The sequence below is a fragment of the Pseudomonas sp. FBCC-B1565 genome (assembly GCF_059133265.1).
This window is the reverse complement of the sequence record NZ_CP101438.1, coordinates 4,167,473-4,190,569: the sequence shown is the minus strand read 5'-3', so window position 1 is coordinate 4,190,569 and position 23,097 is coordinate 4,167,473. Positions and strand designations below refer to the sequence as shown.

General features: G+C 60.7%; 18 protein-coding genes. 12 read left to right on the top strand and 6 right to left on the bottom strand.

Annotated elements, in window-relative coordinates; all coding sequences use genetic code 11:
* Nucleotides 1-49: 49 nt before the first annotated feature.
* On the bottom strand, nucleotides 50-940 hold the full coding sequence (locus NL123_RS19250; RefSeq protein WP_494356100.1) for a LysR family transcriptional regulator: 891 nt from the start codon (nucleotides 938-940) through the stop codon (nucleotides 50-52).
* 139 nt (nucleotides 941-1,079) lie between these two features.
* Here NL123_RS19250 and NL123_RS19245 point away from each other — a divergent pair, with 139 nt between their 5' ends.
* The 9 genes from NL123_RS19245 to NL123_RS19205 all read left to right on the top strand — a co-directional run bounded on the left by NL123_RS19245 (nucleotide 1,080) and on the right by NL123_RS19205 (nucleotide 12,575).
* Nucleotides 1,080-2,843 carry an IlvD/Edd family dehydratase gene (locus tag NL123_RS19245; RefSeq protein ID WP_248487757.1) on the top strand — a complete coding sequence of 588 codons (1,764 nt, stop codon included), beginning with the start codon at nucleotides 1,080-1,082 and terminating at the stop codon, nucleotides 2,841-2,843.
* Nucleotides 2,844-2,863: 20 nt separating this feature from the next.
* Nucleotides 2,864-3,784 (top strand): NAD(P)-dependent oxidoreductase, encoded by a 921-nt coding sequence (locus tag NL123_RS19240; protein ID WP_248487758.1) that lies wholly within the window; start codon nucleotides 2,864-2,866, stop codon nucleotides 3,782-3,784.
* Nucleotides 3,785-3,904: 120 nt separating this feature from the next.
* Nucleotides 3,905-4,852 (top strand): isocitrate/isopropylmalate family dehydrogenase, encoded by a 948-nt coding sequence (locus NL123_RS19235; protein WP_248487759.1) that lies wholly within the window; start codon nucleotides 3,905-3,907, stop codon nucleotides 4,850-4,852.
* Between the two features lie 16 nt (nucleotides 4,853-4,868).
* Complete coding sequence (locus NL123_RS19230; RefSeq protein ID WP_248487760.1) at nucleotides 4,869-5,654, top strand: 2-keto-4-pentenoate hydratase; 786 nt, start codon at nucleotides 4,869-4,871, stop codon at nucleotides 5,652-5,654.
* Nucleotides 5,655-5,674: 20 nt separating this feature from the next.
* The gene (locus NL123_RS19225; RefSeq protein ID WP_248487761.1) at nucleotides 5,675-7,315 is read left to right on the top strand and encodes an acetolactate synthase large subunit; all 1,641 of its coding nucleotides are present in this window, start codon (nucleotides 5,675-5,677) and stop codon (nucleotides 7,313-7,315) included.
* 190 nt (nucleotides 7,316-7,505) lie between these two features.
* On the top strand, nucleotides 7,506-8,822 hold the full coding sequence (locus tag NL123_RS19220) for a CitMHS family transporter (protein ID WP_248487762.1): 1,317 nt from the start codon (nucleotides 7,506-7,508) through the stop codon (nucleotides 8,820-8,822).
* A 122-nt stretch (nucleotides 8,823-8,944) separates the two neighbouring features.
* Nucleotides 8,945-9,646 (top strand): TerC family protein, encoded by a 702-nt coding sequence (locus tag NL123_RS19215; RefSeq protein ID WP_248487763.1) that lies wholly within the window; start codon nucleotides 8,945-8,947, stop codon nucleotides 9,644-9,646.
* 43 nt (nucleotides 9,647-9,689) lie between these two features.
* Nucleotides 9,690-10,235, top strand: a complete 546-nt coding sequence (locus tag NL123_RS19210) for a peroxiredoxin (protein WP_248487764.1) — start codon at nucleotides 9,690-9,692, stop codon at nucleotides 10,233-10,235.
* Nucleotides 10,236-10,457: 222 nt separating this feature from the next.
* Nucleotides 10,458-12,575 carry a TonB-dependent siderophore receptor gene (locus tag NL123_RS19205; RefSeq protein ID WP_494356099.1) on the top strand — a complete coding sequence of 706 codons (2,118 nt, stop codon included), beginning with the start codon at nucleotides 10,458-10,460 and terminating at the stop codon, nucleotides 12,573-12,575.
* Between the two features lie 47 nt (nucleotides 12,576-12,622).
* Here the strand turns inward: NL123_RS19205 and NL123_RS19200 are convergent, their stop codons facing one another.
* The 3 genes from NL123_RS19200 to NL123_RS19190 are packed head-to-tail and all read right to left on the bottom strand — an operon-like array spanning nucleotide 12,623 to nucleotide 16,382.
* On the bottom strand, nucleotides 12,623-14,035 hold the full coding sequence (locus NL123_RS19200) for an aspartate ammonia-lyase (RefSeq protein ID WP_248487766.1): 1,413 nt from the start codon (nucleotides 14,033-14,035) through the stop codon (nucleotides 12,623-12,625).
* The gene (locus NL123_RS19195; protein WP_058426986.1) at nucleotides 14,022-15,011 is read right to left on the bottom strand and encodes a LysR family transcriptional regulator; all 990 of its coding nucleotides are present in this window, start codon (nucleotides 15,009-15,011) and stop codon (nucleotides 14,022-14,024) included. Before NL123_RS19195 ends, NL123_RS19200 begins: the two co-directional genes overlap by 14 nt.
* Before the next feature lie 21 nt (nucleotides 15,012-15,032).
* Entirely contained in the window at nucleotides 15,033-16,382 is a 1,350-nt protein-coding gene (locus tag NL123_RS19190; RefSeq protein WP_494356098.1) for an MFS transporter, read from the bottom strand.
* 315 nt (nucleotides 16,383-16,697) lie between these two features.
* Here NL123_RS19190 and NL123_RS19185 point away from each other — a divergent pair, with 315 nt between their 5' ends.
* Nucleotides 16,698-18,059 (top strand): beta propeller repeat protein, encoded by a 1,362-nt coding sequence (locus NL123_RS19185; RefSeq protein WP_494356097.1) that lies wholly within the window; start codon nucleotides 16,698-16,700, stop codon nucleotides 18,057-18,059.
* 5 nt (nucleotides 18,060-18,064) lie between these two features.
* Here NL123_RS19185 and NL123_RS19180 read toward each other — a convergent pair whose 3' ends face one another.
* Nucleotides 18,065-18,787 (bottom strand): FadR/GntR family transcriptional regulator, encoded by a 723-nt coding sequence (locus NL123_RS19180; RefSeq protein ID WP_494356096.1) that lies wholly within the window; start codon nucleotides 18,785-18,787, stop codon nucleotides 18,065-18,067.
* Nucleotides 18,788-18,835: 48 nt separating this feature from the next.
* The gene (locus NL123_RS19175; RefSeq protein ID WP_248487771.1) at nucleotides 18,836-20,572 is read right to left on the bottom strand and encodes an IlvD/Edd family dehydratase; all 1,737 of its coding nucleotides are present in this window, start codon (nucleotides 20,570-20,572) and stop codon (nucleotides 18,836-18,838) included.
* A gap of 192 nt (nucleotides 20,573-20,764) precedes the next feature.
* Here NL123_RS19175 and NL123_RS19170 point away from each other — a divergent pair, with 192 nt between their 5' ends.
* Complete coding sequence (locus tag NL123_RS19170) at nucleotides 20,765-22,087, top strand: MFS transporter (protein ID WP_494356095.1); 1,323 nt, start codon at nucleotides 20,765-20,767, stop codon at nucleotides 22,085-22,087.
* Between the two features lie 15 nt (nucleotides 22,088-22,102).
* Nucleotides 22,103-23,092, top strand: a complete 990-nt coding sequence (araD1, locus tag NL123_RS19165) for an AraD1 family protein (RefSeq protein WP_494356094.1) — start codon at nucleotides 22,103-22,105, stop codon at nucleotides 23,090-23,092.
* The last annotated feature ends 5 nt before the right edge of the window (nucleotides 23,093-23,097 follow it).

Here is a 23,097-nt window from a genome sequence, read left to right as displayed (position 1 = left end):
GGTAGCCACAGACGCAAGCCACTCGCAAGGGTGGCTTTTTGGCGGCATCTCAAACTGAGGGGCTGTTGAAGAAGCCCGCCGTCTGGGCAAAGTCCACGAAGCGCTTGTTCGCCAGGGAAAGGTACTCGTTGGCTCGCCAACACAGTCTGAAGCTCATGGGTTGGGCGGGTTTGAACGGTACGCCCACGATCCCCGGTTCGCGTTCCTGAACGGAACGCAGCAGGGTGGATATGCCCATGCCATCGAAGGTTGCCTTGGTCACCAGGGAGACGAAGTTGCTTTGCAGTGCGATTCGATAACTCACGCCAGCGGCCTCGCAGAAGGCATCGAGCAGATGACGCTGCATAAATGTCTCATCGAAAACCACCATTTCTGCGCCTTGTAACTGATGGGCTTCGAGGTGGGGTTCGGTCGCCAGAGCATGATCCTCTCGCATGCACAGCACCATTTCGTCATTGCCAAGCAGCACCGATTCCCATGCGCTCCCCACTCGCCGCGATTCGAGCAATGCCACATCGATTTCACGGTTTTCGAGGCGTCGGCTGATTGCGTCCGCGCTGCCCTCGATGACGGTCATGACAATCCCGGGGTACTCGTATCGGAAGGCGCGGAGCAGGTCCGGGATATAGTTGATCCCGAACATCGGCGGCACACCCAGCTTTATTTCGCCGCTCTGCAACTGAGCCATATCGCGAAGTTCCTGGCGCGCCATATCCAGCTCCAGCAGTGCCAGTTCCACGCGGTTCAGAAAGCATTGGCCTTCGGCCGTGACAGTGATTTGTCGTGGTGCGCGGTTGAACAGCACAACACCCAACTCCTCCTCAAGGCGCGTCACGGCCATGCTCAGCGCCGGTTGTGCGATGTGCATCGACTGAGCCGCTTTGGTGAAACTGCCGAGACGGGCTATTTCGACACAGCATTTGAGGGCTTTCAGATTCACTGCGAGGTTACTCCCCGTTCAAAATAACATCACATTTTGTGATCAAAGTGATCATAACAATATATTTCACATGATGAGCAAGCATTCCTAGTATGGCCTCACAACATTCCCGTTCCCTTGCAATACGGAATATGACGCCATGCCTTTTGACGATGACCTGCCTTCCAATGCCCTGAACGATTCGAGTGAAGCCTCGGGCCTGCGTCGGGGCCTGACCAACTACGGCGACAAAGGCTTTTCGTTGTTTCTGAGAAAAGCCTTCATCAAAGGCTCGGGCTACACCGATGGGGCGCTTGAGAAACCCGTCATTGGCATCGCTTCCACCGGCAGTGCGTACAACCCTTGTCACGGCAACATGCCGCAACTGGTCGAAGCCCTGAAGCGTGGAATCCAGCACGCCGGTGGCTTGCCAATGGAATTTCCGACGATCTCTATCGGCGAAAGCTTCTCGGCGCCCACCAGCATGTACCTGCGCAACTTGATGTCGATGGACACCGAAGAAATGCTTCGGGCGCAGCCCATGGACGCCGTGGTCCTGATTGGTGGGTGTGACAAAACCGTCCCTGCGCAATTGATGGGCGCCGCCTCCGCAGGTATCCCCGCCATCCAGTTGATCACCGGTTCGATGCTGACCGGCAGTCATCGGGGAGAGCGCGTCGGGGCTTGCACTGATTGCCGACGCTACTGGGGTAAGTTCCGTGCCGGCGAGGTAGACAGCGTTGAAATCGCAGACGTCAACAGCCGCCTGGTGGCGAGCGTGGGGACCTGCTCGGTGATGGGCACCGCCAGCACGATGGCGTGTATCGCTGAAGCACTTGGCATGACCGTGCCGGGTTGCGCTACGCCACCGGCGGTTACCTCGGATCGCATGCGAATTGCCGAGGAGACCGGCAAGTGCATTGTCGACATGGCTCGCCAGCGTCGAACCATCGACCAGATCCTCACGCCCGCCGCGTTCGAGAATGCCATGCGTGTACTGCTCGCCATTGGTGGGTCTACCAACGGCATTGTCCATCTCACCGCCATCGCGGGGCGCATGGGGCTCGACGTGGATTTGGCCGCACTGGACCGTATGAGCCGTGAGACGCCGGTACTGGTGGACCTCAAGCCTTCCGGCACGCAGTACATGGAGGATTTTCACAATGCCGGCGGAATGACCACGTTGCTTCGTGAACTCAAACCGTTACTCAACCTTGACGCGCTGACCGTCACCGGCCGGTCCCTGGGCGAAGAGCTTGAACGCGCCGAACCGGCCTTTGCGCAAAACGTGGTACGCCCTTTCTCGCAGCCCATCTATCCCCAGGGTGGCATCGCTGTACTGCACGGCAACCTGGCGCCCGGCGGGGCAATCATCAAGCAATCGGCGGCTGATGCGGGTTTGATGGAGCATGAAGGTCGCGCAGTGGTTTTCGAAAACATGGCGGATCTCGCCGCCCGAATTGACAGCGATGAACTGGACGTGACTGCCGAGGATGTCCTGGTGCTCAAGAACATTGGCCCGAAAGGCGGGCCGGGCATGCCTGAGGCGGGATACATCCCCATCCCGCAAAAGCTGGCCAAGGCCGGCGTGAAGGACATCATCCGCATCTCTGATGGGCGCATGAGCGGTACGGCGTTCGGCACCATCGTTCTGCACGTCACCCCCGAGGCGGCAGTCGGTGGCCCGCTGGCTTACGTCCAGAACGGCGATCGCATTCGCCTCAGCCTGTCCAATCGGCAAATTTCGCTGCTGATTCCGGATGAAGAGTTGCGCCGCCGTGCTGAAGCAAGCCAGGTCCTGATACCCACCGGCGAACGGGGGTACCACAAGCTGTTCCTGCAAACGGTTACTCAGGCGGACACCGGTGTGGATTTCGATTTCCTGCGGGCCACCACCCGCAATGGCGCTGTACCGCGTAAATGACCGGATCAGGAAACTTCAATATGAAAATGGCGTTCATCGGGCTGGGCCAAATGGGAAAGCCCATGGCAATCAACCTGCTCCGTTCCCACCCTGGCTTGCTGGTGAATGCCTTCAGCGGTCGGGCCTATGCCGAGCTGGAAAGGCTGGGGGCGATAGCGGTGAATGATCGCCGCACCCTGGCCGACTGCGATCTGGTGTTTCTGTCACTGCCCGACGACGAGGTGGTCGATAACTTTCTGTTGGGTGCCGACGGCATCGCGAATTGGATGCGTCCCGGCAGCACCGTCGTCGATACCAGCACGATCAGTTATGCGCAAACCCTGAGCATCGACGCCAGGTTGGCTGCGCTGGGTATCCACTTTCTCGACGCGCCGGTTTCCGGAATGGCTTCGCGTGCCATCGATGGGACGCTGACCGCCATGTGCGGTGGGCGCGAGCAGGTCTTCAATGCCGTCGCCCCTTACTTGAGAACCATGGCCTCAAACACTCTCTACATGGGCGCAGCCGGTGCAGGCCAGCTGACGAAGCTCATCAATCAGCTGCTGTTCGATATCAACTGCGCCGCGATTGCCGAGATCTTGCCGATGGCCGTCAAGTTGGGGCTGGACGCGGAGAAAGTCGCCGCAATCGTGAACAGTGGAACAGGGCGTAGTTACGCCTCGGAATTTTTTGTGCCGCATATTCTGAATGGCCAGTTCAGCAGCGGATACCCGCTCAAGCATGCCTACAAGGACCTCATCAGTGGTGCCGGGTTGAGCGCGAAGATGGGCATTCCGCTACCGGTGTTATCCGCTGCCACGGCGACCTACCAGACAGCCGTGCTGCAGGGCCATGGCGACAGTGACAAGGGCGCGATGATCAAAGTGTATGAGCGGCTGCTAGGCGTGGAATTTCGCGCCACAGCGACGTCAGCCGATGGCGCCATCGCTCATCTTCAGTAACCCGGCATCTACAACAGAGAAACCATTGTGGAAAAATCATCTTCAAACTCAAACAAAATCCCGGCAACGCTTATTCCAGGTGATGGTATCGGGCCGGAAGTGGTCGAGGCGACTGTCCGTGTGCTGGACGCGCTGGGAAGCCCTTTCGAGTGGGATGTCCAGGTAGCGGGGATGGCCGGGGTGGCCGCCGTGGGTGATCCACTGCCGAGCGCCACCCTGGACAGCATCCGTGCACGCAAGCTGGTGCTCAAAGGTCCGCTGACGACGCCGGTCGGCGAAGGCTTCCGCTCATCCAATGTGCGACTGCGGGAAACGTTTGAGTTGTTCGGCAATGTCCGCCCCGCCAAGACGCTGATCCCGGGACGCTATGAAAACATCGACCTGGTCCTCATTCGGGAGAATCTGGCGGGTTTCTACGTCGCCAACGAGTATTACATCCCGATGGGTGACGATCCTCGTGCAGTCGCGGTTTCCAGTGGCGTCAACACCCGTGAAGGCAGCGAGCGCATTGCGCGGTTTGCCTTTGAATACGCGATTAAAAATGGCCGCAAAAAAATCACGGTCGTGCACAAGGCCAACATCCTCAAGAAGCTGACCGGGTTGTTCCTTGAGGCCGCGCGTGAAGTCGCCAAGGAGTACGCCGGCCGGGTCGAGATAGAGGACATGATCGTTGATGCCTGCGCCATGCAACTGGTGCTCAACCCTTGGCGCTTCGACATGTTGCTGTGCACCAATCTGTTTGGCGACATTCTCTCCGACCAATTGGCAGGCCTGGTGGGCGGCCTGGGCATGGCGCCGGGTTCCAACTTTGGCAAGGATGCCGCGATTTTCGAGGCCGTTCATGGTTCTGCACCGGATATTGCTGGCAAGGGTATCGCCAACCCGATTTCCTTGATGCTGGCAGCGGCCATGATGCTGACTCATGTGGGCCTGGAAAAACACGCCCAGCGCCTGCGCGTTGCCATCGACGACACCTTGAATATCGACAATGTGCGCACAGGGGACCTGAAAGGTCAGGCCTCCACACTCGAATTTGCCGACGCCGTCTGCCAACGACTGCGCGCCTGATAATCCGGAGATCAACGTGACAACTTTTCTTTTTGATCCAAACGCTACCGCATCAGTCTTGTTGAATGCGTGGCGCAGTGGCGAGCTGTTGAACCTGCTGCCTGCCGACGTCAAGCCGCCAACGCTTGAACAGGGTTATGACGCACAGGACGCACTGTTTGAATTGGCTGGCGGGACGCTGGCTGGCTGGAAGCTCGGCGTGGGCAGCCCCGCCGCAATGCGCGCCGCAAAATTGTCACGGCCCCTGGTCGGGCAGCTCGAAAGATCGCGCCTGCATGCAAGTGGCATTCACCTGAAGCTCCCCGCCGATACCGCGGTGACGATCGAGTGCGAAATCGCCTTTGTCCTGGACCGGGACCTGCCTCCCCTGATGGGCAGGACGGTGGTTCCTGACGATATTCGCACGACCTGCGTGACGTTCGAGGTGGTGCGCTCGCGTTTCACCGACCGCAAGACAGTCGGTTGGCCAAGCTTTGCTGCGGATAACGTTGGTTTTGAAGCGCTGGTCGTGGGCAAGTCGATTTGCGAGGGCATTGACCTGCACGCCATGCGTGAGCTGGCTGAAACGGCTGTCGTCCATCTGGACGGAGTACCCAAGGCAAAAGGTCTGTTTGGTGACACGGCGACAGACCCCCTGAGCTCGCTGGCGGCCCTCTACCAACATGCCGCCGAGCGGGGCGTGACGCTGCGTGCCGGTCAACTGGTCTCGACTGGCGCCATGTGCGAACCCTTCGACCTGAAAGGACCCGGTCACGTGTTGTCAGTCAGTTACTTCAATAAACAGCTGACGTTCTCTCTTTAAAACTCGGGACACATTGAAAAATGAAAGCTGCTGAGCTGGTTGTGCGCTGCCTGGAAAACGAAGGGGTCGAATATGTATTCGGCATCCCCGGCGAAGAAAACCTCGACTTGCTGGACTCGCTGTCTCGTTCGCCGATCAAGCTGATCCTGACGCGCCACGAGCAGCCCGCAGGCTTCATGGCCGCCACTTACGGTCGCCTTACCGGCAAGACCGGAGTGTGCCTCTCAACGCTTGGCCCAGGCGCTACCAACCTGGTGACCGCCGGCGCCTATGCCTACCTGGGCGGCATGCCGATGCTGATGATTACAGGTCAGAAGCCCATCAAAAAGTCCAAGCAGGGCCGTTTCCAGATTCTCGATGTCTGCGGGATGATGGCGCCTTTGACCAAGTACACCCATCAACTGGCCTCCGCCGATAACATTCCATCGCGTATCCGTGAAGCGATACGGCTAGCCGAAGAAGAGAAACCGGGATCGGTGCACCTGGAGCTGCCGGAAGATATCGCCGCCGAAGACACCGACAGCACGCCCGTTGCGCCAAGCCTCAGCCGCCGCCCGGTGGCCGAAGCGAAATCCATCTGTGCCGCCGTTGCCAGGTTGCAAGGTGCACGTAGCCCGGTATTGGTCATCGGCGCTGGGGCCAACCGCAAGTCGACTGCCCGAGTGCTGCTTCAACTGATTGAAAAAACCGGCATTCCGTTCGTCACAACGCAGTTGGGCAAAGGGGTCGTCGACGAACGCCATCCACGGTTTTTGGGCAATGCGGCGTTGTCGGCCAATGACTTCGTTCACCGTGCACTGGAGTCGGCGGATCTCATCGTCAACATCGGTCATGACGTCATCGAGAAGCCGCCTTTTTTCATGGTTCGCGGCGGTACCGAAGTGATCCATGTCAGTTTCCGGTCCGCCGAGGTTGATCCGGTGTATTTCCCGCAGATCGAGGTGGTCGGCGATATCGCCAATGCGATCTGGCAGATCAACGAAGCGATTGTTGCGCAGCCCACTTGGGATTTCCGACGTTTGCTGGCGATTCGCGAAGCCAACGAGGCACATGTCGCCGAAGGCGCCACTGACGAGCGTTTTCCGGTTTATCCGCAACGACTGGTTGCGGACTTGCGCCAGGTCATGCCGGCTAACGGCATCGTTGCCCTGGACAATGGTATCTACAAGATCTGGTTCGCCCGCAACTACAAGGCCTACATGCCGAACACCGTATTGCTGGATAACGCATTGGCAACCATGGGGGCCGGTTTGCCGTCGGCGATGGCGGCACGCCTGGTTTATCCCCACACCCCGATTGTGGCGGTATGCGGCGACGGTGGTTTCATGATGAACAGCCAGGAGCTTGAAACCGCCGTGCGTTTGAAGATGAATCTAGTGGTGATCATCCTGCGCGACGACGGCTACGGAATGATCCGTTGGAAGCAGGCGCAGATGGGGTTTGAGGACTTCGGCCTGGACTACACGAACCCGGACTTCGTGCTCTACGCACAAAGCTACGGTGCCTTTGGCCACCGCGTGAAAAGCGCAGGCGCTTTCGCGCCGTTGGTGCAGCACTGCCTGCAAACGCCCGGTGTGCATGTGATCGACTGCCCGGTCGACTATTCGGAAAATGACCGCATCCTGCATCGGGAAATCAAGACGCTCAGCGCAGCGATATGAAACTGTCAGTGCAGCGGTATGAAACCGTGCTTCGTTCCCCAAACGCGAGGTTTTCCCATGATCCACCGCCTGCCATCCAGTGGGGCACCTGAGCCTTAGCCTGATCCCTGCCTGCCCGCACACCATCTTCAGCTCGGCCAGATATGGCCGCTGGGGCCCTGTACGCCTAATAAAAAGAGAGAGTCCGGCCATGTTGGCAATCCTCGGTTTTTCAATGGTTATCTGCTTCATGTACCTGATCATGACGAAGCGCCTGTCGGCGCTGATTGCCTTGATCATCGTGCCTATCGTTTTCGCGGTGCTGGGAGGTCACCCTGCCGGGCTGGGCTCGATGATGCTGGACGGGATCAAGACGTTGGCCCCCACGGGGGTGATGTTGACGTTCTCGATTCTCTATTTCGGCATCATGATCGATGCCGGGCTGTTCGATTCACTGGTACGCAATATTCTCAAGTTGGTAAAAGGCGACCCGCTGAAAGTATTAGTGGGCACCGCGATACTCACCATGCTCGTGTCGCTCGATGGTGACAGTTCCACCTCGTACATGATCGCGTGCGCTGCATTTTTGCCGCTCTACCGGCGCCTTGGCATGGACGTTCTCGGTCTCACTTGCCTGCTGAGCATTGCCACCGGAATCATGAATATCTCACCGTGGGGCGGCCCCACGGCCCGTGCCGCTGCCGCGCTGCACGTGGATGCGCTGGATATATTTCTGCCGATGATTCCCGCCATGCTGATTGCCGCTGCGATGCTGGTGTTCACCGCCATCGTGCTGGGTCGCCGCGAGCGTGCTCGACTGGGCGTGATACAGCTGGAAGACTTTCATAACGGCTCGCTGGCCTTGGGGCATGGTTCGGCAGAAGAGTGTGAAAATCTGCGACGCCCCAAAATGTTCTGGCCCAATTTGATCGTTACCTTGGTATTGATTGCCTGCCTCGTCGTCGATGCAATGCCTATTCAGATATTGTTCATGGTGGGGTTCGCGATCGCGACAGTGGTCAACTACCCAAGCATTGAGCAACAACGGGAGCGGATTGCTGCCCACGCATCAAACGTATTGGCAGTGACGGCGCTGATATTCGCGGCGGGTATATTTACCGGCATTCTTTCCGGGACTGGCATGGTAGACGCCATGGCCAAAAGCCTGCTGGGTGTCATCCCCGACAGTTTCGGTCCGTTCCTTGCGGCGTTCACTGCACTGGTCAGCATGCCTTTGACGTTCTTCATGTCTAACGATGCCTTTTACTTCGGCATCCTGCCTGTAATCGCCCACACCGCTGCTCAATATGGCATCAGCCCCCTGGAGATCGCTCGTGCCTCCATCGTGGGTCAACCTGTGCACTTGCTCAGCCCTTTGGTGCCGGCGTTGTATCTACTGATTTCCCTGGCGAAGGTCGATCTGGGTGACCACCAGCGCTTTGCCCTGAAGTGGGCAATCCTTTCCAGTTTGAGCCTGTTGGCGGGCGGGCTGCTATTCGGGGCATTTCCACTTTACCAACTCACTTAGATGCTACGCGCTACAGGGCTGTCTCGCTCGCCAGGGGTAATTCGACACCCAAATGCACAGCCCCGAATGCCCACGGTTTGAACCTATCCAATGCTCGCTGCACCGCAGCCAGGAGTTTTCAGTTGATTGAGTTCTTGAGCCAGCCAGGTACCTGGCTGGCGATCGCGCAAGTTGTCGCCATTGACATCATGTTGGGGGCCGACAATGCCGTGGTCATCGCCTTGGCGTGTCGAAATCTTCCCCTGCACCTTAGACGCAAGGCGATTTTTTTCGGCGTGGCGGGTGCCATTATGCTGCGCATACTCATGCTCTTCTTTGCTATGCAGTTGCTGTCACTGCCCGGCCTGAAAATCGTCGGGGCGATTTTGCTGGTAGGCGTGGGTATCAAATTGATGCAGGCAGAAGACGACAACCACGGCGCCGTCAAGGCGACAACCCTGCTACTGGGCGCGATAAAAACGATTGTCATCGCCGACGCCATTATGTCGCTGGACAACGTCCTGGCCTTGGCGGGCGCCGCAGGCGGAGATAGGTGGGTGGTCTCCCTGGGCGTGTTGATCAGCATCCCCATCATCGTAGGGGGCAGCAAGGGTTTGCTCGCCCTGATCGACCGGTTCCCGCAGGTGGTCATATTCGGCGCCGGGCTGCTCGGGTGGATAGCTGGCGCAATGGCAAGTTCGGACATCCTCGTGCAGTCCAGCATAACTGTCGATAAAACCCTGCACTACGTTGCGTCAAGTTCCGGGGCGGCGCTGGTTATTTGCGCGGGCTATTGCTACGCCAGGATCAAGTCGAAACCTGAAAGAGAGGACGCGTCCCTCTAACACAACTGATACATGCAGACAGAACCCATAACCTGGAGGCTTTGTGAATAACAACTCGTCTACCGATCACCGCGTTAACAGTTTGCTCGGGCGTCGACTGCCCGCAACTGCGTTGCCCTCTACAACGGGCGTAGATGTCGACTTGTCGAGTCTTGCAGGGTGGTGTGTGCTCTTTATTTACCCACGCACCGGAAACCCGAACGAACCTGCACCTGAGGGGTTGTCCGATGTTCCCGGCGCCAGAGGTTGTACCCCTCAGGCCTGTGGGTTTAGAGACACACGCAATCAACTGGCAGAGTCAGGCATCTTGTCTGTGTTTGGGCTTTCGACTCAGGCGAGTACGTACCAGCAAGAGTTCGTAGAGCGCATGAGCCTTAACTACCCCTTACTCTCAGACCCCAACTGCACGTTGGCATCCAGCCTGGGGCTGAAAACCTTTGATGTGGAAGGACAAACGTTTTATGCCCGAACAACGCTGATCACTCAGGAGGGGCGTGTCGTAAAAGTATTTGAAGACATTCAGGATCCCGGCGCCAATGCAAGCGAGGTGCTTGTGTGGATTGTCGAAAACAAGCTGACTGAAGCATGACAAGCGCGCTCTGAGGTGCGTGGACGAAAACCGCTTCTTGCGGACACTTGAAATGAAAAGCCCATCATTCGATGGGCTTTTTTTTGCGTTGATACACAGTGGTTACTTGAAAAGCTGCCAATGAGAATGGATTTCAATTGTTAATGATTTGGCCTATCATGCCCGCCAAAATAACTGGCTGATATGCCGCCCCATCTGGCTCTTTCACTAGGTTCATCCTCCATGCGTCGTACCCTGCTTTCCGTGTGTGTGCTTCAGGCGTTTTCCCCCTTGAGCTGGGCGGAGGTCGAACCAGTTGAAAAAGCCGCCATCGAGCTGCAAGCCACCAGCGTCACTGGCACTGCCGACTATGAAACCGCCCAGGGTCCCGTGCAGGGCTATCACGCCACCCGTTCAGCCAGTGCGACGCGCACCGACACCTCGATCCATGAAACCCCGCAGTCCATCAGCGTAGTGTCCAAGGCGGTGGTCGAAGACATCGGCGCCACTCGCCTGCAGGACGCGCTGGACTATGCCGGCGGTGTCGGCCGCGCCAACAACTTCGGCGGGCAGGGTCTCACTACCTTCACCGTGCGCGGCTTTACCACCGGCGAGTTCTACCGCAACGGTTTCCCGATCAACCGTGGCTACCCGAACATGCCGGATGCCAACACCATCGAACGCCTGGAAGTGCTGCGCGGCCCAGCGACCATGCTCTATGGCCGTGGTGATCCCGGCGGCACCTTCAACGTGGTGACCAAGCAACCGTTGGCCGAACGCACGGTCACCCTCGGCAGCCAATTGAATGACCAGGGCATGAAGCGCGGCACCCTGGACGCCTCCGGCCCGTTGGACGAAGAGGGCCGCCTGGCCTATCGCCTGAACGTGGTGGGCGAGGGCGGCGACACCTTCCGCGACCATGTGGAAACCGAACGCTACGGCATCACCCCGGTGCTTACCTGGCAGGCCAGCGACGACACCAAGGTGATCTTCGAAGGCGACTTCATGCGCAACAACCACCCGCTGGACCGGGGGCTGACACGCTTTGCTACTCAGAAAGGCACGGCTTCCCGCGATACCTTCTGGGGCGATAAAGACGTCGGCAAGTTGCATAACGACAACAGCATGGCCCAGTTGCGTTTCGAGCATCTGCTCAATGACAACTGGACCCTGGGCGGTGGTTTCCAATGGTTGGACGGCACCTTGCAGGGCAACGCCATCGAGGCCAACAGCCTGGCTGCGGACGGGCACACGCTCAACCGCAACTTCAACTATCGCAAGCTGGAATGGACCGACAAGGACACCCAGCTCAACCTCACCGGGCATTTTTCCACGGGTGGTTTTGATCACACCTTGCTGACCGGCGTCGAGTTTGAGGATTACGACTACAAGTCGATCATCCAGCGTTCGTCCGCCGCCTACACCAGCGATATCTTCAACCCGGTCTACGGCAAGCCGCGCCCGGCGCTTACCAGCACGCCGACTCATGACAAGGAAAACCTCAAGACCTACGCCGCGTTCGTCCAGGACCAGGTGGCCCTCACCGAACGCTTGAAGGTGCTGGCGGGTGCGCGCTTCGAACGCTTCGAGCACCAGTACGAGACCTACGTGAAGGGCGGGCAAAGCTGGGAGGCCAGCGACAACGCGGTCACGCCCCGTGTCGGCGTGACCTATGACCTGACTGAGACCCTGGCGGTCTACGCCGACGCCGCGCGTTCCTTCAAGCCGAACACCGGCGCCAGTCGCGACGGTGCCGGTTTCGAGCCGGAAAAGGGCAAGTCCTATGAAATGGGGATCAAATGGGAAGGGCTGGACCGTCAGTTGAGTGTGGACGCAGCGATCTACCAGATCGACAAGAAGAACGTGTTGACCACCGATCCTGAAGACTCCAACTACAAAGTCGCAGCGGGTCAAGTGCGCAGCCGCGGCTTCGACCTCAACGTCGCCGGCAACCTCACCCCTGAATGGCGCGTGATCGGCGGCTACGCCTACGTCGACGCCGAAGTCACCAAAGACAACACCGTCCGCGTCGGTTCACACCTGGCCAACATCCCGCGCAACAGCTTCAGCCTGCTCAACGTCTACGAATTCCAGGACGGTCGCCTCAAGGGCCTTGGGCTGGGCGCTGGCGCCAAATACGTCGATGAACGTGTTGGCCAGACCTCCAACACCGCCTTCTCCATGGACGCCTACACCGTGGTCGACCTGCTGGGCTACTACAAGGTCAACGACAAAGTCCGCCTGAACCTGGATGTGAAGAACCTGTTCAACCGCGATTTTGAGGAAGGCGCGTTCGGCAACTTCTACGCCTACCCAGGCGCGCCACGCACGGTGCAGGTGGGCATCGCCTACACCCTGTAAAACCGGGGCGGTGTGCAATCCCTCTGGGTGATTGCACACCGTATTCCTCAGCCCTCGAACACTGGGTGCGACGACCTTTCAATCGCCACCATGGCATCGGCCTGGCTCATCAACCCCGACTCTTCCAGAATCGACAACAGCGAGCGCCCTTGCGCCACCGATTGGCGTGCCAGCTTGCTCACACGGGCGTAGCCTAGCTGCGGAACCAGCGCGGTGGCCACGGCCATTGATTGAGCCAGGTGTTGTTCGTTACGTTCGGCATCGGCGGTTATCCCACTGATGCACTTCTCGCGAAACCGTTGGATGCCTTGGGTCAGCAGCGCAATGCTGTCGAACACGCGGGACGCCACCAGCGGCTCGAAGTGGTTGATCTCCAACTGACCGGCCTGGACCGCCTGCGCCACCGCCACATCATTGCCGATGACGGCGAAGCTCAACTGGATCATCGCCATGGGCAACACCGGGTTGACCTTGCCTGGCATGATCGACGAGCCGGCCTGGGCTTCGGGCAGCTTCAATTCGCCGATCCCACCGACCGGCCCGGAGGACAGCAAGGTCAGGTCAGAGGCGATCTTGGCCAGGGACGCGGAACCGGTGCGCAACTCAGCCGAAACCCGACAAAACACATCCATGTTCTGCATCGCATCGAAGGCGTTCGAGGGGGCCTGGTACTCAATGCCAGTGACCTGTACCAAGTGCTGATACACCGCGGCGCGATAAGCGGGCGGCGCACCAAACCCGGTGCCGATCGCTGTGCCGCCCAGCGGCAGGGTGCGCAGTGTGTCGCGCACGCCAGCCAGCGCGGTCGCCAGGCGATGGGTGAGGGCAGCGTACCCGGAAAACAGCTGGCCCAGGCGCATCGGCTGGGCATCCTGCAGGCAGGTGCGGCCCAGGTGCAGAATATCGGCAAACTGCACGGCTTTCTGGTCGAAGCGCGTAGCCAGTTGTTCCACTTCATCGATCAATGGCCCGAGCATCGCATGTGTCGCGATCTTCAATGCCGCAGGGTACACATCATTGGTCGACTGCGAGGCATTCACATGGTCATTGGGGTGCACCACGTCATACGAACCCGCCGCGTGGCCCATCAATTGCTGGGCGCGGTTGGCGATGACCTCGTTGAAGTTCATGTTGGTGGACGTGCCGCCGGAGCCTTCCAGCAGGTCAACGATCAGCGAGTCGTCGCACCGGCCGGCGATCACCTCGGCGCAGGCTTGCACGATGGCGTCGCACTGGGGCTGGGCAAGTACGCCGCAGGCGCGGTTGGCCAGTGCGGCCGCCCACTTGCACTGGGCAAAGGCATCGCGGAAGGCCGGGTAATAAGCGATGGTCAGCGGTGATACGCTGAGGTTGTCGAACCCGCGCACCGAGTTCACCCCGTACAGCTTGTCTGCCGGAATCTGTACGTCGCCGACGTAATCGGTTTCCAGCCGTGTAGCAACAGCATCAAAAATACTCACGAGCATCACCCTCATCAAATTGGATTAACGCCTCCACCCCTTTGTCCAGGGCCGTGAGCCTGGGCAGGAAGGAGTGGCGGATCACATCACGCGCCGTTTCGCACGCATCGGCGAAAAAGGCGCTGTATTCATTGCGTCGTGCTACCAGGTAAAGCGAGCGTTCCAGTTGCAGGTCCGGTGTGAGGTGCGCGGTCACGTTGTCGACCCAGGCACTGGCCTGCAAAAAACACATGGGGCTGGTAACGGCCCAACCGATGCCTTCGGCGACCATCGACGTCAGTGCATCGGCGTTATCCAGCTCCAGGCGGTTGGGCACTCGTACGTTCAGGCTGCGCAGATGACGCTCGATCTGCAGCCCCACCTGGGACATCCGGTTGAAGCGCACCACCGGCAGCACATTGGCCAGCGCGCGTACGTCCTCGACCGTGTGGATATCGCAGCGCGCTTGCCTGGGCGTGATAACAAAGTACTTTTCTGAAAACAGCCGATAGCGAATCACGTCATTGGCGTCCATCAACGGGTCGCTGGTGACGATCAGGTCCAGGTCGCGCCGCAACAGGGATTCACCTTGTTGCGGGCTGAGCCCTGTGCGAATGGACAACTGCGCGACCTTGCCGAGCAATTGCCGGGTGAACACCGACCCGCAGGTGGCGGCGAAGGAGTCCACCAAGCCGATGCGCAGGTCGGGGTTCACACCGCGCCCGGCGTCGATCACCTGAGCCTTGAGGTGGGACAGTTCCTCGCTCAACACCGAACCCCGGTTGCGCAAGGCAACCCCGAATGCGGTGAGGGCCATGGGCCGGGTGGTGCGGTCCACCAGCACCACCCCCAGTTCCTCCTCCAACTGACGCACCATCTGTGACACGCCGGACTGGGAAATACCCATGCGCGCGGCGGCCCCGGACATGCTGCCTTCCTCGGCAACCGCGATGAACACCTGGACTGCATACATGTCGATCAGCCTGTTCGCAGACATCCTCAACCTCACTTGATGGTGTTATTCAATGGCAACCTTGGCGTCCGTCCGAAGAGGATCGGGCGTGACCCCCGACAAGTCTTCCTTGCTGGTTTCTGGCGCAAACACGTGGCAGAACACGCCGCCGAAGACCAGCACGCCAACGCATACGCCCAACGCCGCATGGACCCCCACGTGCTGCACCGCGACTGGCAGCAGGAACGTCGCCACCGCCGAGCCGAACCGGCTGGCCGCCACGGCCAGGCCGATCCCCGAGGCCCGCAGATGGGTGGGGAACAATTCGGGTGGGTAGACGAACTCCAGGTTGACCGCCGCCGCCATCACACAGGCAAAAACGCCGAAGGCGAGGATGGTGCCCAGGGGGCCGAAACCGGCGTAGGCCAATACTGCCAGGCCCGCAGCACTCAAGTAGAAGGTGCCGACCAGGAATACGCGCCGGGACAGCCGATCAATGACCAGCAGACCGAGCAGTGCGCCGAGCAATAGCAACACGTTGTAGACCAGGCCACCGGCAAACTTGTCCTGCACGTTCAGGGCTTCCAGGACTTTGGGTGCGAATGTGCCGAGGGCGAAGAACGGAATCACCTGGCAGGTGTAGAACACGCAACCCACCAGCGTATTTTTGCGCCAGCGCGGGCTGAACAGTTCTGCCCATCTGCCACGCTGCTTGTGCCCATTGGCCGGGGCCACGGGTGCTGGCAGGAACACATGCGGGCCGAACTTGCTGCGCACAATGGCCATGGCTTCCTGGCTACGCCCGCGGGCCATCAACCAGATCGGCGATTCCGGCACGCCCATGCGCAAGGGCAGAATCAACAGGGCTGGGACGCCACTGAGGGCCAGCATCACGCGCCAGGCATCCGGGCCGATATCGCGGATGGCAAAGCCCACCAGATACGCCGCCACATAGCCCCCCGCCCAAGCTGCCGCTAGCACACTGAGCAGGCGTCCCCGATAGCGGCGCGGGGCAAATTCGGTCACCAGCGACTTGCTCACGACATAGTCGAAGCCCAGCACCAGCCCCAGCAGCAAACGCAGCGCCAACAATTGTTCGGGCGAGGTGACAAAGAACTGCGACGCAGAGATGACGGCGAACAACAGCATGTCCCAGGCGAAGATTGCCCGCCGGCCGAACTTGTCCGCGATAGGCCCGGCCAACAGGCTGCCAAGGAACAGTCCCGCCAAGGAAGCGGCGCCCAATAAGCCCATCCACAATGCCGTCAACTGTAACGGGCCGGCCGCCATGCTGACGGCGATCCCGATAATGCCCAGTACGAAACCATCACTGAACTGGCCACCCGTGCCGCTGAAAACCGTGCGGATATGGAAGCGGCTCAGCGGAAGGTCTTCGAACGCTACTTGACCACTCATTCGTCTCTCCACTTGCGTTTTTATAGTTGTGGGAACCGGTGCATCGGCACCGGCTGAGAGCGAGTCTAGGGCGGCAGCTTCACGAAATCAGCAGGTGCCCTGTGAGTATCAAGATAGCTGATACTGAGAGCCGCTTTTCTTGAACAGGGCACAAACGTGAAAGATATGAGCGAGTACGCGCAACTGACTCACGAGCTTGAGTCGCCGCAAAGTAGGACCCACATCACAGCTGCGACAGATGGCGGCCAATAAGCATTTACGTCCACCCCCAATCGATGAGAAAAGCACGTCCATTCCCTCGGATATGGACATCGCATGCCTCGTTCAACCCTCATCGTTCGTGTGTTCGTCGCGCTGCTGGCCAGTCTTGCGCTCGGGTATATCTGGATCATCGTCAGCGCCAAGCTGGAAATCGGCGGCGCCAGCCCGAATCAACAACGGCTGGGCACACTGCCGGGCGTGCGGCCACACGCGGTCAGCCAGGATTGCACCGGAGTGAAGGTGACCGCCCAGGGCACGTGGCTGGTGGGGCGGGTGACGAATGAATATGAACAGCTGGAACCCTCAAGCGAGCGGGTGGACTTGAATGGCTTGCTCGACGGCGAACTGCGTTCGGAGCCGGAGACCACCGTGGTTGCGCGTCTGGGGGCTGACGGGGTGTTCAAGCAGGTCGCCCAGGTCAGCGGCTCGGCCTGCCTGGTGGCGAGTGCGGAGGGCGCGCGCGTGTTTCTGCTGAGTTCGCTCTATCGACCCAACGATGCGGGGGGCCAGAACGCGGTGTTCCGCAGTGATGACCAGGGCAAGACCTGGCGCTGGGTGGCCGACGGGTTTTTCCCCGAGGTGAGCGGTGTGGCCACCCTGGTTTCGCCGTACTTCTATAATCAGGACGAGGTCTGGGCCTCGCGTTGGGCCGATGACGTCGAGCCGCAGGCCGGGGTGTACTACTCCGCCGACGGTGGCGCCCACAGCACGCCGATCACGGTGCCGCAACCGCTGGCGGTGACCCAAGACTACGCCCACAGCCTGCGCCCGGATATCCAGGAGTGGCGTGACTCAACTGAACAACTGACCCACGTATTGCAACAGGATGCGCAGCACGCGGTGATCTGGGTGTCGCAACGCTTCTGGGGCAGCCATCCCGATGGCAAGAGCGACAACCTGGCGATCGGTGTCACCACTCGCGTGCAGTTGAAGCGCACGGCCGGCACGTGGCAAGTCGAGGATATTCAGCGGGAAAACGGCCTGTACATCAGCGAGCTTGCGGACAACGGCGCCGGGCGCGTGATCGGCCTGATCGACCAGGGCCCCCATGGGCGCGCGGTGGTCGCCGAATTGAACACCGCGACGCTGGCCTGGAACACCTTGGGCGACTTGCCCAGTGTGTTCTCGCCCTTGAGTGCCGATACCCAGGCGCGTGGGCTATGGGTAGGGCGCAACAGCCTGGTGGTCAATACCTACAGCGATCATAAGCCGCCGCGCTGGCTGTACTGGTGGAGCGAGGCGAGTATCTCCGCCGATGCGGTGTTCTATTCGACGGACTGGGGCCATTCCTGGAAGCGTCTGTCGCTGGACGGGTACATGGGCGTGCGCGGGTTTGACGGTGCCAGTGATCGGGTGTTCTGGAGCGAACAGAATAACGCCGACGACACCCTCATTCACGCCTATGGCCTGCGCTGAATCGCCTACAACGGCGTCAACACATTCATCACCGTATCCAATGCCACCCGCGTGTCATCCAGTTGCACCAGCGATGCATGCCGGGCGCCGAGGGCGTCGCGGTTCTGGATCGCGGTGAGGATCGCCTTGTGCCGGGGCAGGCTCAGGCCCTGGATGTCGGGGCGGCGGTTGGTGATGTTGATCGACTCGCGCAACGGCAGCGACAGCATGTTGCACATGTAGGCGAGCAAATCGTTGCGCGTGGCGTCGGCGATGGCGCGGTGGAAGTCCAGGTCGGCCTGCAGCAGCTGTTCGTGGGTCTGCGCGGTTTCCATGCCCTGGTAGGCTTTTTCGATGGTGGCGATGTCTTCGTCGGTGGCAGTGGTCGCGGCCATGGCGGCGATCTCCGGCTCGAGGATGCGCCGCACACCGGCCAGGGTGTTGAAGAACTCACTGTGGGGCGTGGACTGCATCAACCAGGACAACACGTCCGGGTCGAGCAGGTGCCACTTCAACCGCGGCCGCACCACCGCGCCCACCCGTGGCTTGGAATACACCAGGCCCTTGGCGCTGAGCACCCGCGTGGCTTCGCGCAACACCGAGCGGCTGACCTGGTACTCCTCGCAGAGCGTGGCCTCCATGGGCAGCCGTTCTTCGGGCTTGAAGCGGCCGGAAACGATGTGCATGCCCAAGTCCTGAACGATCTGGGCATGCTGGCTCTTGCGCGGCTTGGGCGGCTGGTGATCCATGACGACGGGGAGGCTCTGGCTTAAAGACGCGGCATCATAGCATCCCAATTAGTGGGAATGCCGTGGGACTTCCGCCCCACGGCAACCCACCAGGAAGTCAAAGTCGCAGCCCTGGTCGGCCTGCAGCACATGGTCGATGTACAGCTGGCGGTAGCCGCCGACGATGAGGTTCTGCGGAGGCGCCAGGTCTGCCATGCGCGCCGCCAGCTCTGCGTCGGGGATGTCCAGGTGCAGGCGGCCGTTGGCGCAGTCCAGTTCGATCCAGTCGCCTTCCCGCACCGTGGCCAACGGCCCGCCGGCAGCGGCTTCCGGTGCCACGTGCAACACCACCGTGCCGTACGCCGTGCCACTCATGCGCGCATCGGAAATCCGCACCATATCGGTCACACCCTGGGCCAGCAGCTTGGCCGGCAGGCCCATGTTGCCGACCTCGGCCATGCCTGGGTAGCCCTTGGGCCCACAGTTTTTCATGACCAGGATCGAGTTGGCGTCCACGTCCAGTTCCGGGTCGTTGATGCGCGCCTTGTACATGTCGAAGTTCTCGAACACCACCGCACGGCCACGGTGCTGCATCAGCTCTGGGCTGGCGGCGGACGGCTTGAGCACCGCGCCCAGCGGGGCGAGGTTGCCGCGCAGCACGCAGATGCCGCCGTCGGCGCGGATCGGGTTGTCGAGGGTGCGGATCACTTCGTCCTGGCCGTAGATCGGTGAGTCCTGGGTGTTCTCGCCCAGGGTCTTGCCGTTGACGGTCAGGGCATTCGGATGCGGGATCAGGTTGGCTTCACCCAGGCGGCGCAGCACCGCGGGCAGGCCGCCGGCGTAGTAGAACTCTTCCATCAGGAAGCGCCCCGAGGGTTGCAGGTCGACGATGGTCGGCATGCCACGGCCCATGCGGGTCCAGTCGTCGAGGTCGAGTTCGACGCCGATGCGCCCGGCGATGGCCTTGAGGTGGATCACTGCATTGGTCGAGCCGCCGATGGCCGCGTTGACGCGGATCGCGTTTTCAAACGCCTCTTTGGTGAGGATCTTCGACAGCTTCAAGTCTTCGCGCACCATCTCCACGGCACGCATGCCGGACATGTGCGCCAGCACATAACGCCGCGCATCCACCGCCGGGATCGCCGCGTTGTGGGGCAGGGACGTGCCCAGCGCCTCGGCCATGCAGGCCATGGTCGATGCGGTGCCCATGGTGTTGCAGGTGCCCGCCGAGCGCGACATGCCGCCCTCGGCCGCGAGGAAGTCATCCAGGGTGATGGTGCCAGCTTTCACCTGTTCGCTGAGCTGCCACACCACGGTGCCCGAGCCGATGTCCTGGCCCTTGTGCTTGCCGTTGAGCATCGGCCCGCCGGTGACCACGATGGCCGGCACGTCGCAACTGGCGGCGCCCATCAGCAGGGCCGGGGTGGTTTTGTCGCAGCCGGTCAGCAGTACCACGCCGTCAATCGGGTTGCCGCGAATCGCCTCTTCCACGTCCATGCTCGCCAGGTTGCGGGTGAGCATGGCGGTGGGGCGCAGGTTGGATTCGCCATTGGAGAACACCGGGAACTCCACCGGGAAGCCGCCGGCCTCGATTACGCCGCGTTTGACGTGCTCGGCGATCTGGCGGAAATGCGCGTTGCACGGGGTCAGCTCCGACCAGGTATTGCAGATGCCGATGATCGGCTTGCCATGGAACTGATGGTCGGCAATGCCCTGGTTCTTCATCCAGCTGCGGTACATGAAGCCGTTCTTGTCGGCGGTACCGAACCACTGGGCGGAGCGGAGGCCGGGCTTTTTATCAGGCATGATCGATTCTCTTATTGTATGACTATATGTTCTATGCGTGCTTAAACATAAGCGCAAAAACGCTGCTTTGGAAGAGTTGTTTTGTAAATAGTCCTACTATATAGTCGATCTCAACTGAGGCATGACCCTGGCGGATTTTCGCGAGAGGCGTCCCCCGAGCTTCTATAAAAACAACAATCGGAGATCGACCCCATGAGCCAGGAACTGCGGCTTATTCGGCGCATCACGCTGAAACTGATTCCCTTCCTGATCCTGCTGTACCTGATCGCCTACGTGGACCGTTCCGCCGTGGGCTTCGCCAAGTTGCACATGGGCGCCGACGTCGGCATCGGCGATGCGGCCTATGGCCTGGGCGCAGGGTTGTTCTTCATTGGCTACTTCCTGTTCGAGATCCCCAGCAACCTGATGCTCGACCGCTTCGGCGCACGCCGCTGGTTTGCGCGGATCATGATCACCTGGGGCGCCATCACCATCGGCATGGCCTTCGTGCAGGGGCCGCACAGCTTCTATGTGATGCGCTTTCTGCTGGGCGCGGCGGAGGCGGGGTTCTTCCCCGGCGTGCTGTACTACATCACCCAATGGTTTCCGGTACGCCATCGCGGCAAGATCCTCGGGCTGTTCATCCTGTCGCAACCCATCGCGATGATGATCACCGGGCCAGTGTCCGGTGGCCTGCTGGGCATGGACGGCATCCTGGGGCTGCACGGCTGGCAATGGCTGTTCATCGTCATCGGCACTCCGGCGATCCTGCTGACCTGGCCGGTGCTGCGCTTCCTGCCGGATGGCCCCAAGCAAGTCACCTGGATGAGCGACGACGAAAAGACCTGGCTCACCGGCGAGCTCTCCAAAGACTTGCAAACCTACGGCCAGACCCGTCACGGCAACCCGCTGCATGCCTTGAAAGACCAACGCGTGTTGCTGCTGGCGCTGTTCTACCTGCCGGTGACCCTGAGCATCTACGGTCTGGGCCTGTGGCTGCCGACCCTGATCAAGCAATTCGGCGGCACTGACCTGGTCACCGGCTTTATCGCTGCGGTGCCATATATCTTCGGCATCATCGGCCTGCTGATCATCCCGCGCAGCTCCGACCGTTTGAACGACCGCTACGGCCACCTTGCGGTGCTCTACGTGCTGGGCGCCATCGGCCTGTTTTTCAGTGCCGCGCTCAGTGTGCCGGTGCTGCAAATGGCCGCGTTGTGCCTGGCGGCGTTCGCGATGTTTTCCTGCACCGCCGTGTTCTGGACCCTGCCCGGGCGCTTCTTCGCCGGCGCCAGTGCGGCGGCGGGCATTGCCCTGATCAATTCGGTGGGCAACCTCGGCGGCTATATCGGCCCGTTCGTGATCGGCGCGCTCAAGGAATACACCGGCAACCTCGCATCGGGTTTGTACTTTCTGTCCGGGGTGATGCTGTTCGGGCTGGTCCTGACCTTGGTGGTCTACCGCCTGCTCGAGCGCAAGCACGTGCTGCCCGCCGACCAATTTGCCGCCAGTGCCCGTGGCGCCACCCGACCTTAATCCAGGAGAACAGTCATGCGTTTAGTTCAGTTCGAGTTGCGTAACGGTGACCGCCGCGTCGGCGTGGTCGACGGCACCCAGCTGCGCGAAGTACACACAGCCCGCAGCGTGCGCGAGTTGGCCCTCGCCGCCATCGACGCCGGCGTAGGCCTGGCGCAATACGTGGACAGCCTGGGCCTGGATGACAGCTACGACTACGCAACGCTGCTGGCCGACCTGAGGATTCTGCCGCCGCTGGACCACCCGGACCCGGCCCACATGCTGATCAGCGGCACTGGCCTGACCCACCTGGGCAGCGCCTCGGCACGGGACAAGATGCACCAGGCCGGCGACGACACGGCGCTGACCGACACCATGCGCATCTTCCGATGGGGCGTGGAGGGCGGCCGTCCACCGGCTGGCCAGGCGGGCGTGCAACCCGAGTGGTTCTACAAGGGCGACGGCAGCATCGTGGTGCGCCCCGGCGCAGCCTTCCCGGTGCCACCGTTTGCCGAGGATGCCGGTGAAGAGCCGGAGATCGGCGGCCTGTATGTGATCGGCCCGGACAGCAAGCCCTATCGCGTCGGTTTTGCGGTGGGCAATGAATTCTCCGACCACATCATGGAGCGCAAGAACTACCTGTACCTGGCCCATTCCAAGCTGCGCAGTTGCAGCTATGGCCCGGAGTTGCGCGTGGGCGAGTTGCCCCAGCATCTGGCGGGCACCAGCCGTATTCTGCGCAACGGCGAAGTGATCTGGCAGAACGAGTTCCTCAGCGGCGAGGCCAATATGTGCCACAGCCTGGAGAACCTTGAGTACCACCACTTCAAATACCAACAGTTCCTCAAGCCCGGCGATGTGCACATCCACTTCTTCGGCACCGCCACGCTGTCATTCGCCGACGGTATACGGACCCAGGCCGGCGATGTGTTCGAGATCAGCCAGGCCGAGTTCGGTGCGCCGCTGGTCAACCGTGTCGGCAGCAGCGCTGCGGCGTTCGAACCCGGCAACGTCATCACCCTTTAATGGAG

Excerpts from the sequence above, each read along its gene's own strand:
- NL123_RS19240 (WP_248487758.1), top strand. The coding sequence starts at position 2,864 with ATGAAAATGGCGTTCATCGGGCTGGGCCAAATGGGAAAGCCCATGGCA.
- NL123_RS19225 (WP_248487761.1), top strand. The coding sequence starts at position 5,675 with ATGAAAGCTGCTGAGCTGGTTGTGCGCTGCCTGGAAAACGAAGGGGTC.
- NL123_RS19245 (WP_248487757.1), top strand. The coding sequence starts at position 1,080 with ATGCCTTTTGACGATGACCTGCCTTCCAATGCCCTGAACGATTCGAGT.
- araD1 (WP_494356094.1), top strand. The coding sequence starts at position 22,103 with ATGCGTTTAGTTCAGTTCGAGTTGCGTAACGGTGACCGCCGCGTCGGC.
- NL123_RS19205 (WP_494356099.1), top strand. The coding sequence starts at position 10,458 with ATGCGTCGTACCCTGCTTTCCGTGTGTGTGCTTCAGGCGTTTTCCCCC.
- NL123_RS19220 (WP_248487762.1), top strand. The coding sequence starts at position 7,506 with ATGTTGGCAATCCTCGGTTTTTCAATGGTTATCTGCTTCATGTACCTG.
- NL123_RS19195 (WP_058426986.1), bottom strand. The coding sequence starts at position 15,011 with ATGTCTGCGAACAGGCTGATCGACATGTATGCAGTCCAGGTGTTCATC.
- NL123_RS19190 (WP_494356098.1), bottom strand. The coding sequence starts at position 16,382 with ATGAGTGGTCAAGTAGCGTTCGAAGACCTTCCGCTGAGCCGCTTCCAT.
- NL123_RS19185 (WP_494356097.1), top strand. The coding sequence starts at position 16,698 with ATGCCTCGTTCAACCCTCATCGTTCGTGTGTTCGTCGCGCTGCTGGCC.
- NL123_RS19175 (WP_248487771.1), bottom strand. The coding sequence starts at position 20,572 with ATGCCTGATAAAAAGCCCGGCCTCCGCTCCGCCCAGTGGTTCGGTACC.
- NL123_RS19180 (WP_494356096.1), bottom strand. The coding sequence starts at position 18,787 with ATGGATCACCAGCCGCCCAAGCCGCGCAAGAGCCAGCATGCCCAGATC.
- NL123_RS19170 (WP_494356095.1), top strand. The coding sequence starts at position 20,765 with ATGAGCCAGGAACTGCGGCTTATTCGGCGCATCACGCTGAAACTGATT.